10 protein-coding genes, 3 tRNA genes and 1 pseudogene are annotated in these 12,973 nt (G+C 35.8%); 13 read left to right on the forward strand and 1 reads right to left on the reverse strand.

All coding sequences use genetic code 11. The features are described from left to right. The first annotated feature begins 8 nt into the window (after positions 1 to 8). The 13 genes and pseudogenes from AAIE21_RS20955 (at position 9) to AAIE21_RS21015 (ending at position 11,687) form a co-directional block, all read left to right on the forward strand. Positions 9 to 80, forward strand: a tRNA-Glu gene (locus AAIE21_RS20955). Positions 81 to 100: 20 nt separating this feature from the next. Next, positions 101 to 176: transfer RNA gene (locus tag AAIE21_RS20960), tRNA-Asp, on the forward strand. Between the two features lie 42 nt (positions 177 to 218). Beyond that, positions 219 to 291: transfer RNA gene (locus tag AAIE21_RS20965), tRNA-Phe, on the forward strand. Between the two features lie 284 nt (positions 292 to 575). Further along, complete coding sequence (gene walR / locus AAIE21_RS20970) at positions 576 to 1,283, forward strand: cell wall metabolism DNA-binding response regulator WalR (protein WP_000971870.1); 708 nt, start codon at positions 576 to 578, stop codon at positions 1,281 to 1,283. A 3-nt stretch (positions 1,284 to 1,286) separates the two neighbouring features. Next, positions 1,287 to 3,128, forward strand: a complete 1,842-nt coding sequence (walK, locus tag AAIE21_RS20975; RefSeq protein WP_343268559.1) for a cell wall metabolism sensor histidine kinase WalK — start codon at positions 1,287 to 1,289, stop codon at positions 3,126 to 3,128. Next, positions 3,125 to 4,474, forward strand: a complete 1,350-nt coding sequence (locus tag AAIE21_RS20980; RefSeq protein ID WP_343268560.1) for a YycH family regulatory protein — start codon at positions 3,125 to 3,127, stop codon at positions 4,472 to 4,474. The genes walK and AAIE21_RS20980 overlap by 4 nt, the downstream gene beginning before the upstream one ends. Next, positions 4,455 to 5,305 (forward strand): annotated as a pseudogene (locus AAIE21_RS20985) (two-component system regulatory protein YycI). The gene AAIE21_RS20980 and the pseudogene AAIE21_RS20985 overlap by 20 nt, the downstream one beginning before the upstream one ends. Beyond that, on the forward strand, positions 5,289 to 6,083 hold the full coding sequence (locus AAIE21_RS20990) for an MBL fold metallo-hydrolase (protein ID WP_343268561.1): 795 nt from the start codon (positions 5,289 to 5,291) through the stop codon (positions 6,081 to 6,083). Before AAIE21_RS20985 ends, AAIE21_RS20990 begins: the two are co-directional and overlap by 17 nt. Positions 6,084 to 6,146: 63 nt before the next feature. Further along, positions 6,147 to 7,331 carry a S1C family serine protease gene (locus AAIE21_RS20995; protein WP_343268562.1) on the forward strand — a complete coding sequence of 395 codons (1,185 nt, stop codon included), beginning with the start codon at positions 6,147 to 6,149 and terminating at the stop codon, positions 7,329 to 7,331. 55 nt (positions 7,332 to 7,386) lie between these two features. Beyond that, a complete protein-coding gene (locus tag AAIE21_RS21000) occupies positions 7,387 to 7,572 on the forward strand; it encodes a CxxH/CxxC protein (RefSeq protein ID WP_026008486.1) in 186 nt (61 codons plus the stop codon). A gap of 59 nt (positions 7,573 to 7,631) precedes the next feature. Beyond that, a complete protein-coding gene (gene rlmH / locus AAIE21_RS21005) occupies positions 7,632 to 8,111 on the forward strand; it encodes a 23S rRNA (pseudouridine(1915)-N(3))-methyltransferase RlmH (RefSeq protein WP_001026999.1) in 480 nt (159 codons plus the stop codon). A gap of 130 nt (positions 8,112 to 8,241) precedes the next feature. Next, positions 8,242 to 10,260: an ATP-binding protein gene (locus AAIE21_RS21010; protein ID WP_343268563.1), complete on the forward strand. Its 2,019-nt coding sequence runs from the start codon at positions 8,242 to 8,244 to the stop codon at positions 10,258 to 10,260. Between the two features lie 548 nt (positions 10,261 to 10,808). Continuing rightward, positions 10,809 to 11,687 carry a radical SAM/SPASM domain-containing protein gene (locus tag AAIE21_RS21015; protein ID WP_343268564.1) on the forward strand — a complete coding sequence of 293 codons (879 nt, stop codon included), beginning with the start codon at positions 10,809 to 10,811 and terminating at the stop codon, positions 11,685 to 11,687. A 91-nt stretch (positions 11,688 to 11,778) separates the two neighbouring features. Here AAIE21_RS21015 and guaC read toward each other — a convergent pair whose 3' ends face one another. Further along, entirely contained in the window at positions 11,779 to 12,762 is a 984-nt protein-coding gene (gene guaC, locus AAIE21_RS21020; protein ID WP_343268565.1) for a GMP reductase, read from the reverse strand. Positions 12,763 to 12,973: the final 211 nt, after the last annotated feature.

The following is a 12,973-nucleotide window of genomic DNA, read 5'->3' on the forward strand; positions in this document are numbered from 1 at the left end:
TTTTTCGTGGCCCGTTGGTCAAGTGGTTAAGACACCGCCCTTTCACGGCGGTAACACGGGTTCGAATCCCGTACGGGTCATATCTTTTATATATGTTTGTGGTCCCGTGGTGTAGTGGTTAACATGCCTGCCTGTCACGCAGGAGATCGCCGGTTCGACCCCGGTCGGGACCGCCACTTTTGTTTATACCACCATTAGTGGTTTTATATATATGTTTTGGCTCGGTAGCTCAGTCGGTAGAGCAGAGGACTGAAAATCCTCGTGTCGGCGGTTCGATTCCGTCCCGAGCCACTCTCAGGATATTAAGTGGGCCCACTTAATATCCTTTTTATATTGTTCAATTTTACAAATGAGAGTAGTTATTTTACAATAGAATGAGGAGCCTCTAGCAGTTGAAGCTAGAGGTTTTTCTGTAGATCGTATAGTGAGCCACGTATATGTGGCTCATACGTGATTCTATGAGAATAGAGGAGAAAATACTCAAACAAAGGATGCGATTGTTTGGTTATATGCCTACAGATAGCTGTGCGTGTTTGAGAATGATTGACCATATTTTTATTAGGAGGAAATACACGATGATGGGAAAGAAAATATTAGTCGTTGATGATGAGAAACCGATTGCAGATATTTTGAAATTCAACTTAGAAAAAGAAGGCTTTGAAATTGTGATGGCACATGACGGTGACGAAGCTATTGAAAAGGCAAATGAGGAACAACCAGATATGGTTTTATTGGATATTATGTTACCAGGGAAAGACGGATTAGAGGTTTGTCGTGAAATACGAAAAAGCTCTGAAATGCCAATCATTATGCTAACTGCAAAAGACTCTGAAATCGATAAAGTGTTAGGGCTTGAGCTTGGTGCAGATGATTATGTAACAAAACCATTTAGTACGCGTGAATTATTGGCTCGTGTAAAAGCCAACTTGCGTCGTCATCAACAAGGTGGTTCAGCTGAAAAAGAAGAAAACACAGAAATGGTTATTGGACCGATTGTTATTAATCCAAACGCTTATAGTGTAACGAAGAGAGAAGAAAGCATTGAACTTACACATCGAGAATTTGAATTGCTTCATTATTTGGCGAAGCATTTAGGACAAGTTATGACACGTGAACATTTATTGCAAACAGTTTGGGGTTACGATTACTTTGGGGATGTACGCACAGTAGATGTAACAGTGCGTCGTTTGCGTGAAAAAATTGAAGATAATCCAAGTCACCCAACTTTAATTGTAACAAGACGTGGAGTAGGGTATTACTTGCGTGATCCAGAGCAGGAATAGTATATGAAGAAAGTTGGTTTTTTTCAGTCGATTCATTTAAAATTTGTGCTCATATATATGCTATTAATTTTGATAGCAATGCAGGTTATTGGTGTATATTTTGTTCGGGAACTTGAGAAAAGTCTCGTACAAAGCTTTAAAGATTCGTTAACGCAGCAAACGAATCTACTGTCCTATAATTTGAAGCAGGAGTTTACAAAAGAGCGTGGAAAAACAGATACACCTTTAGAAAAGGCGCTTCAAACATCAATTACTGATTTTGCTTTAGACCGGAAAAAGGATATTCAAGAAGTACGTGTTATTGACCCGAACAGGCGCCTGCTAGCAATATCTAATCCATCTCCATCTAAACAAGGGATGGTAGGGAAAACAATAACAGACATATCAGTGCAAAGGGCCCTTGTGCAAAAAAAGGCTGAAGGAAAGATTGAGAAGGATGGAAGTACTGGTCATCGCGTTCAAGTTATGGCAACCCCGATTGAAGGCGATAAGGGGAAAATAATTGGTGTTATTCATATCGTTGCTTCTATGGAAGATGTTTATAAGCAGATGAAGGATATCAATCAAATTTTTGCAACCGGAACAGTGATTGCTTTATTAGTAACAGCAGTTTTAGGAATTTTATTAGCTCAAACAATTACAAGACCAATTTCAGATATGCGAAGACAAGCAATTGAAATGGCAAAGGGAAATTACTCTCGTAAAGTAAAAGTCCATAGTCATGATGAAATTGGTCAATTAGCACTAGCGTTTAATAATTTATCAAAAAAATTACAACAAGCACGTTCTTCGACTGAAAGTGAGAGACGTAAGCTTTCGTCTGTTTTATCTCATATGACAGATGGAGTAATTGCTACTGATCGAAAAGGAGATATTATTTTATTAAATGATCCTGCTGAAAAGATGTTAAACGTTTCACGTGAAACGGCATTAGATCAGTCTGTTTTAGAAGTATTAGGTATTCAAGAGGAATTTACACTCGATCATCTATATGAAGAACCAGATTCTGTTTTATTAGATTTCAGTACGCGAAATGAACCGTATATTCTGCGAGCTAGTTTTTCCGTTATTCAAAAGGAAACAGGTAAAGCAAATGGTTTAATCGCTGTATTATATGATGTGACAGAACAAGAGCGCATCGACCGTGAGCGCCGGGAGTTTGTGGCGAATGTATCACATGAACTACGGACACCGTTAACAACGATGCGTAGCTATTTAGAGGCACTTAGTGATGGTGCGTGGCAAGATCCGAATATTGCACCGCAATTTTTAGCAGTTACACAAGAAGAAACAGAAAGAATGATTCGTCTTGTGAATGCATTATTACAATTATCTAAATTAGATAGTACAGAACATCGTTTAATGAAAGAATGGGTAGACTTTACAGATTTCTTTAATAATGTTATCGATCGTTTTGAAATGTCGAAAGAACAAAATGTAATCTTTAAACGTTCATTCTCTAAAAGATCTCGATTCATTGATATGGATGCCGATAAAATTACACAAGTTTTATATAACATTATTTCGAATGCTTTAAAATACTCTCCTGAAGGTGGAACAGTAACATATCGCCTGCGTGATCGAGAGGATATGTTAGAAATTAGTGTGAGTGACCAAGGGATGGGGATTCCAAAAGAAAATGTAGAGAAGATTTTCGAACGTTTTTATCGTGTAGATAAGGCGCGTTCAAGACAGATGGGCGGAACAGGCCTAGGTTTAGCTATTGCTAAGGAAATGATTGTGGCGCATGGTGGATCTATTTGGGCAAAAAGTGAAGAAGGAAAAGGGACAACCATTTATTTCACTCTTCCAATGGCGAAGGAAGAAGAGGACGATTGGGAATGAATATGGAAAACTTTAAAACCATCGTTCTTATTAACCTAGTTGTCATTAGTCTGTTTCTTACTTTTAATTTATGGACGTATGTACCAGACTCTAATTCGATGCAAAGCACAAAATTTGTCCAAGGAAATGCAGATGCAATAAAAAAAGATGTTTCAAATGTAATCGTCCCATCCTCTATGATTGTTCATAAGGATAAGAAGCATTTTGCAAGTGAAAAGAGAGAGAATATTAACTTGTTATATGGAGTTATTGAGAAAGGTGAATTACATGATTTTAAGGATATCACGAACTCTATCTCTAAAAGTGATTTCCTCTCTTATGTGCATGGAGAAGGGAAGATTGAAATTGTCTTTCCGACCGAGGTTCCGTTTGATGCGATTAGGGGCGTATTAACAATTAAAGATAAGAAATTAGATATGTATAATTTTGATCGTATTGTTGTCGATCCTTCTAAAAGTCGTGATCAAAATATTGATGTAAATTTCGTTTCTTATAACCATCGTAAAGTGTATAGAATGACATTAACAGGTGTGAATCTAAGTGACATTGTAAATACACAAAATCAATTTTTAGCTTTAGCAAGACCTTATTTTCCGTATGATATAAATGATACAAAAAGAATATTTTTACCGGATGGTTCAACAGAAATGCAGGATCTTTTATATTTTACACAGGATTTGCCTGTAGAATCATTTAAAAATGCACTGTTTAGTGACCCACGTTATGTGACTCCTATTTCTAATGAATTAGAAGAAACTTATACGGATGGTATTCGTCTTATGCAAATCAATAAGCAGAACCGAATGTTAAAGTATACAAATTCATCCGTGGTTAGCGGTGCACCTATGGATGGAAACATCCTTATGCAAAGAAGTTTCGAATTTGTTAATAGTCATAGCGGCTTAACAGATGCATATAGATTTGATTATCTAAATTCCAAAGGAAAAACAAAGTTCCGTTTATATGAAGAAGATTTACCAGTATTTAATAGCGAAGGCATGACTGAATTAACACAAGTATGGGGAGCGGAAGAATTAATTAGCTATAAGCGCCCATTATTTATATTTAATTTGTTAATTGATAAAAGTGAGGATAAAAAGACCGTACTTCCATCTGGATGGACCGTTATAGAATCGTTACAAAAAAAATCGACTCTAGATAAAAAGTTAATTCAAGATATAGGAATTGGTTATAAATTAGTACCAGAAAATGGACCAAATGGACCAAATGGGCATGCAACTGTAAGCTTAAAGCCGATTTGGTATGTGATTTATGGTGAAGATCATCAAGTATTTGAGTGGAGTGAAGAGAAGGAGGGAGAGCTAATTGGACTGGAATCGGATTAAGACAATATTTATTGTTACCTTTTTTATTTTAGACCTCTTCCTCGTGTTTCAATTCATTCAAAAGCAGGATAGTAACCAATTAGAGTTAATGGCAGAAACAAAAGTTGATCAGCAATTGAAGGATGACAAAATTACTATTGGTGATTTACCGAAAGAACCAAAGAAAGGTTCCTTTATTACAGCAAAAAATAAGGAATTTAAAGAAGAGGACATCCATTCCTTAAAAAACCAAACAGTAACTTTACAAGATGGAAACACAATCATAAGTAAATTAAAAGAACCATTATTAATTGCGAAAACACTGTCTAAAGATAACTATAGTGATTTTTTGAAAAATTATGTGCTAGATGGTCAGAAATATGAGTTTGGTAAAGCAGAAGCGACGAAAATCTATTTCTTTCAAAAATATAAAGACAAACCTATCTTTTATAATGATCATGGGATGATTGTTGTCGATGTAAATGAGAAAGGTGAATTTGTTTCGTATACACAAACAATGTTAACCGATTTAAAAGAGATGGGTGACAATGAAAAAGCAAAAGAGCAAGAGATTATTACAGCTCAAACTGCTGTAGAAAATTTATACTTTAAGAATGAAATAAAACTAAAACAAAATACGCATTTTAAAGAAGCGCAGATTGGATATGCGACTCTTGTCACATCTGCAGCTTCTAATATACAAGTTCTTGCTCCGACATGGAATTTAAAAACAGATCGAAAAGTAGATTATTTTGTAAATGCTATTGAGGGACAGGTTATGAAGTTAGAGAAAGAAAAGGAAAATGAAAAAGAAAAAATAATGGAGTGAGCAGAAATGAGTTTGCATTTTAGTGTACTTGCAAGCGGCAGTACAGGAAATGCGCTATATGTAGGGACTGAGAAACAAAAATTGCTCATTGATGCAGGCTTGAGTGGAAAAGCGACAGAGGCTTTATTTAGGCAAGCTGAACTAGATATTCAAGACATATCAGGTATCCTTGTAACACATGAGCATAGTGATCATATTAAAGGTCTCGGCGTTTTAGCACGTAAATATCAGTTACCTGTGTATGCAAATGAAAAAACGTGGAATGCTATGGAACATTTAATTGGAAACATTCCAATTGACCAAAAGTGCATTTTCTCAATTGGTGATGTGAAAACATTTGGAGATATTGAAGTGGAATCATTTGGTGTTTCACATGATGCGGCAGAGCCGATGTTTTATGCATTTCATCATAATGGTAGGAAATTGGCTCTTATTACAGATACGGGTTATGTAAGCGATCGTATGAAAGGTATCATTAAAGGAGCAAATGCCTTTGTGTTTGAAAGTAATCATGATGTTGAAATGCTTCGTATGGGACGCTATCCATGGAGTATAAAACGACGCATTTTAAGCGATGTGGGTCACGTTTCTAATGAAGATGCAGCACTTGCAATGACTGATGTTATCACAGATGAGACGAAACATATTTATTTAGCGCATTTGAGTTTAGATAATAATATGAAAGAACTAGCACGTATGTCAGTTGCACAGGTGCTAGAAGAGAAAGGTTTTGCAGTTGGAGACGCTTTTGAGATACATGATACGGATCCAAAGGCCCCAACAAAAATTCAATACGTATAATTCTTCATTTTAGTAAACAATAAAGGTGAATATAGTTGTTTTCGGAAGGATTGGTGAACAAGTATGTCCTTTATTGATGAAGAAGAATTTCGTATGAAACGAACAGGTAAAAAGAAGCATAAAGGTATTGTTATTTCTAGTATAGTAGGAACGATTGTTGGGGCTTCATTATTTGCATTTGGAGCCCCTTTATTTTCTGAATCTGAAACTGGCCCCTTGCAGCAAGCTGAGGCAAGTGAAGAGAATATGACAGTAAAGCAATCACAAACAGCGAACCATTCTGGTTTTGTCGATGCTGTTGATCGTGCATCAGAAGCGGTTGTTGGTGTAATAAACATCCAACGTGATAACTTTTCAGAAGCAGACTCAGAATCTGGGACAGGATCAGGCGTCATTTATAAGAAAACAAATGGCCATGCTTATATCGTAACAAATCATCATGTTATCGCAGGAGCAAATCGCATTGAGGTGAGCTTAAGCGATGGTAAAAAAGTACCTGGTAAAGTATTAGGTAGTGATGTAGTTACAGATTTAGCAGTTTTAGAAATAGATTCGAAACCCGTAAAGAAAGTTATCGAGATAGGGGATTCAAATACGGTTCGCCGTGGGGAAGCGGTAATTGCAATTGGAAACCCACTAGGATTACAATTCTCAGGAACCGTTACGCAAGGGATTATTTCTGCAAATGAGAGAATTGTTCCTGTAGACTTAGATCAGGATGGGCATTATGACTGGCAAGTAGAAGTATTGCAAACAGACGCAGCTATTAACCCAGGCAATAGTGGCGGTGCACTTGTAAATGCAGCAGGACAATTAATTGGAATTAACTCGATGAAAATTGCAGCAAAGGAAGTAGAGGGTATTGGACTTGCTATCCCAGTTACAAGAGCAGTTCCTGTTATGAATGAGCTTGAAAAGCATGGAAAAGTAAGACGACCTTATGTTGGGGTTGAACTTAGATCTTTAAATGAAATTCCGAATTATTACTGGTCTGAAACGTTGCATTTACCAAGTAGTGTAACGAGTGGCGTTTGCATTTTAGATGTGAAAAGCCCATCACCAGGTGCAGATGCGGGACTTCGGGAACATGATGTAATTGTGGCCATTGACGGTAAGACAGTACATGATATTATCGGATTCCGAACGGTATTATATAATAAAAAGATTGACGATAAAATGACTCTGACGTTTTATCGTGGTACAAAACGGGCAACAACAACAGTGAAATTAGGCCGTCAAAACCATTAAGAAAACAGGAGGACAATCCTCCTGTTTTCTATTGTGGAATAGTGAGGTGAAAAATATGAAGTTACCTTGTTGTTTAGAGCATGTAGAATTAGCGTTAGATATCATTGTGGATGAGTGCGAAGTTGCACCGGTTATCAACAGTGTGGATAACTCAGAAAAAGAACAAAAAACATGTGAATTTTGTCAAAACAAGGCGACATATGTTGTATCGAACACAGATTCTCACACAATATGTGGGTAATACTTGTGGATATGTGGATAAGTTTTGTGGATAACGTGTTTGTAAGGTGGGGAATACATGTGAATATCTCGATTATTTCAATTGGGAAATTAAAAGAAAAATATTTGAAACAAGGTATTGCAGAATACTTAAAACGACTTTCTGCGTACGCAAAAGTAGAAGTGATTGAATTGCCGGATGAAAAGGCACCAGAAAATTTAAGTGAAGCAGAAATGTTAATTGTAAAAGAAAAAGAAGGTATACGTATACTGGATAAAATTTCAGATGATACGCATGTTATTGCATTAGCAATTGAAGGAAAACAAAAGTCATCAGAAGAATTTGCAGCGAATCTTGATCGCCTTGCTACATATGGAAAAAGCAAAGTAGCATTTGTTATTGGGGGATCATTAGGACTTAGCTCGGAAGTGATGAAGCGCTCTAATGAATCACTTTCATTCTCGAAAATGACACTGCCGCATCAGTTGATGAGATTGGTTCTTTTAGAGCAAGTGTATCGTGCATTTCGGATTAATCGTGGTGAACCGTATCATAAGTAAGTGAGGTATTCTATGTAAAACAAGGGTAAGAAAAGAATACAGGGGAAAATCGAAAATGGCAGGTTGGTCTTGATTTTCACTAATATTATCATGTTTATTTTATTATGCCTATAATTTGGAGGCTATGTGAATGTTAAGTGATCAGACGAGATATTCTAGGCTCGCGAATATAACAAAAATAATAAATACAAAATTAGAACTACGTGAAGTATTGCAGCGTGTAACAATGGCGATATCAGAGGAGATTGTTCAATGCAACGCTGTTGGAATTTATTTACCCCAGGAAGATGGAACATTTAGAGGGTTTGCAGGAAAACCAGAGACCATAAATAGCGTAACGCTCGATACTCAGGTAATTGATCCTGAAATAGACTTACTGGCAAAAGAAGTTATTGAAACCAAAAAAACCATCTATATCTCTGATACCTCAAAGGATCATCGGCCGGATCCGAGACCAGTTGATGCGTTCAAAATTAAGTCCTTATTAGCTCTGCCTATCTCATTTGGGCAAGAGTTATTTGGTCTGGTTTTTTTATTTGATTATGGAACGCCAATGAACTTAACAGATTCAGAAATTCAAAGTGTTGAAGCTTATGTAAATATGGCTGCGGTCGCAATTCAAAACGCAAATAATTTAACACAAAAGGAAAACCTTATTGCCGAGAAGCAGCTGTTACTAAATGTTACTCGTGATTTATCAATGTGTTCCTCGATACAGGAGAGTTTTGATAAATGTTTTTTTTACTTAGGACAGATTTTAGAGAGTAAAAACATGGCTGCTCACCTTTTAGACCCGCTAGACAAAACAACGATTAAAATAACGAAGTTAAGCAAGGACTGTGATTGGACAGAAGCGGATTGGATGGAGAAAAGCTATGAAGCCAAGATCCAAGAGGTTATTCAAACAAAAAATATAGATAGTAAGGGTCTACTGATGATTCCATTGGTTTCAATGGGAGAAGTATTAGGGGTAATCGTCGTTGGCAAAGAGGAAAAAGCCCACAATTACGATAATTCCCAAATTCAACTGGCAAAATCTATCGTTGATGCCACAGCTCCTACGTTTTCAAACTTGTTATATATGGATCAACTTGAAAGCATGGTGGAGGAGCGAACAAGAGAACTAGCTGCTGCTAATGAGAAAGTTACAAGTGTGATTGAAAGTATTACGGATGGATTCTTTACTTTGAATAATAAATGGGAATTTACGTACGTAAATAAGCATCAATATTTCCCACAAAGAAAAACAGCAAAAGATGTATTAGGTAAGAATATATGGGAGGTTTTCCCGAGTAACGTCGACACAGTTATGTATAAGGAATTTCATCGTGCAATGTCAGAGCGAACTACAGTTCATTTCGAATTTCTTTCTACCTCTGATGAATATTGGCATGAAGTTATTGCATACCCGTATGATGATGGTATTTGTTGTATTTTTAAAAACATAACGGAAAAAAAGCAATATGAGCAGGAATTGAAAAGGTTATCCAACATAGATTTAATAGGGCAAATGGCAGCAGGTATCAGCCATGAGATTAGAAATCCAATGACAACAGTACGAGGATTTTTGCAGTTATTAAAAGAAGAGAACACCTATGAGAAACATAATAAGTACTTTAATTTAATGATTGAAGAACTTGACCGTGCCAATTCTATTATTACGGAATTTCTCTCAATGGGTAATACAAGGAAATCGGATTTGCAGATGTTAGATTTAAATTCAATTATCCACGATATTATTCCTTTAATAAAGATTGATACGTATAATCAAAATAAATATATTCAAGTCGATACAAATGACATTCCAGAATTACTTTTAAATCGTAATGAGATACGGCAATTATTAATAAATCTATACCGTAATGGCTTAGAGGCGATGAGCACAAGGAAAGTTCTAACCATTAGCACCTATAAGGAAGGTCAAAATTGTGTGGTGCTTGCAGTGCGGGATCAAGGAAAAGGTATCAGGCCTGAAGTATTAGAGAAACTGGGTACTCCATTTTACACGACCAAAGATAATGGAACTGGATTGGGGTTAGGCGTATGTTATGCCATTGCTGCCCGTCATAATGCAAAAATAGAAATTCAAACAGGATCGGAAGGAACTACCTTTTTTGTTAAATTTAATTATGAAAATAATGAACAATAACCTCATTTAGATTAGTTACGGTGAACCATATCATAAATAAGAGGAACTACCTGTTAGATGTGGTACAACGATTAAGGTAATTCGATATGTAGAAGAATAAGCTGTATGAAATTTTCACTTTATAATATTGTAGTTATCTATTAGATCGTGACTATTATGTAGGCCATTGGAGAAAACCCCCTGATGGTCTTTTTAATGCTTCGCTATAAAGTGAACCTGTAATTAGTAGGTTTTCTTCATCCCCCACTGATTATTAGCCTTCACCAATCCGGCTTTTATGAGCAGTTAATCCCTTGCCTATCTTCCTCGTTTCTCTCTGGATCTTGAGGTGGGAGTCTTACTGCCCATTAATGCGGGATAAATTGAATGAATTATCTTTTAGGTTCCAGTGAGATAAGTACAATGTAATTATGTTCTTCTAAACAGAGAAAATGGTAAAATTAGTTTCCTTGTATAAGTTTGTTTCTATTTATAAAAAATTGTGCTGTAATATTGATAGAACAATTTTTCATTTTGTTCTAAGTAGGTAAAGAAGTGGGGAATTGAGGTTGAAAAAGTTTAAGAAATTTTATTTAGAGATTACGAGTGTATGTAATCTTGCATGTAGCTTTTGTCCGCCAACGGAACGACAGAAGCAATTTCTTTCTGTGGAGGAATTTTCTAAGAGATTAGACCAAATTAAACCTCATACAGACTACATTTATTTACATGTAAAAGGTGAGCCGCTGCTTCATCCTAAAATAGATCAATTATTAGATTTAAGCCATGAAAAAGGATTTAAAGTTAATATTACAACGAATGGAACGTTAATTAATAAAAAGAGGCATAAATTATTAAATAAACCTGCACTAAGACAGATGAATTTTTCACTTCATAGTTTTGATGGTCATCCAGGATCTGAAGATAAAGAAGGCTATGTAAGAAGTATACTTTCCTTTATTAGGGAAGCAACGAGCCAATCGGAATTAATTGTTTCGCTGAGATTATGGAATCTGACACAAGACAATAAGACGAATCTTGAAATACAGCGCAATAGAAAGTTATTAGAAATGATTGAGAAAGAATTTGATCTGTCATACAAAATTGAAGAAAGAATTACACCAGGGAGTGGTGTGAAGATTGCGGATCGCATTTTCATTAACCAAGATTACGAATTTCAGTGGCCGGCCTTGCATGAAGAGGAAGACGATGGAAAGGGCTTCTGTCATGGGCTTCGAAATCAAGCAGGTATTTTAGCAAATGGAACTGTTATTCCTTGTTGTTTAGATGGTGAGGGAATCATTAACCTTGGAAATATTAATGATGCTTCATTTTCTGAGATTATCGAAAGGGATAGAGCAAAAAATCTTGTAGATGGATTTTCACGTAGAGTAGCAGTAGAGGAACTATGTAGAAAATGCGGGTATCGTAAGAGGTTTGGAAAATAGAGAATAAAAAATGAGCAAGTACGAAATAAAGTACTTTGCTCATTTTTTATATACGAATCAATATTCATTACATGTAAAAGATAAATAAAGCTTAATATACTTTATCACCATTAAAGATTGAGTTTTTCACGACAACATAATCTACGGTACGAATTGCTTCTAATTTCGTTCCACCAGCATAAGAAATAGAGGACTGAAGATCTTGTTCCATTTCGATCAATGTATCTTCTAGAGATCCTTTATGCTCGACAAATATTTTTTTGCCTTCTACGTTTTTCTTTTCGCCTTTTTGAAATTCTGAAGCTGAACCAAAGTACTCTTTATAGAGCTTTCCATCTTTTTCAATTGTTTCCCCTGGGGATTCTTCATGCCCAGCAAATAACGAACCGATCATAACCATAGTTGCACCAAATTTAATTGATTTTGCTACATCACCATGAGTACGAATACCACCGTCAGCAATAATTGGCTTGCTTGCAGCCTTTGCACACCAGCGAAGCGCAGCTAATTGCCAGCCACCAGTTCCAAAGCCTGTTTTAATTTTTGTGATACATACTTTACCAGGTCCGATTCCTACTTTTGTTGCATCAGCACCAGCATTTTCTAATTCTCTTACTGCTTCTGGAGTTCCAACATTTCCTGCAATAACAAAGCTTTCAGGTAAATGTTGTTTAATATGTTGAATCATTTTTATTACCGCATTAGAATGACCATGTGCGATATCTATCGTAATATATTCAGGACAAAGCTGCTCAGCAGCTAATTGTTGTACAAATTCATACTCTTCTTCTTTAACGCCAACACTAATGGATGCGATTAATCCACGTGAGTGCATATCTCTAATGAAAGAGATACGTTTTTCTGGCTCAAAACGATGCATGATATAGAAATATTTATTTTCAGCTAAATATACAGCGACCTTTTCATCTATAATTGTTTGCATATTTGCAGGTACGACAGGTAATTTAAATGTATGTTTTCCTAAAGTGACACTTGTATCACACTCAGAACGGCTGTTTACTATACATTTTGCAGGAATTAATTGAATATCTTCATAGTCGAATACTTTTTCCACGAATTACACCCCTAAATACGAATATTTTATTCTTTAGTTAAGAAAATGTTCGCCCAAAAGATAATGTACATCATTTTTTTCATTAAGTCAAAGGTTTTAAAGTTTATTTATCAAATATAGGGGTAAAATTTAAAAGTATCGCAAATAATGACGAATTAAATCGCTATATTGTTTTTATATTGTTCGTTTTTTGGAAGCTATATTATAAAAA

Source organism: Paenibacillus sp. 102, from assembly GCF_039549175.1.
Lineage (GTDB): Bacteria > Bacillota > Bacilli > Bacillales > Bacillaceae_G > Bacillus_A.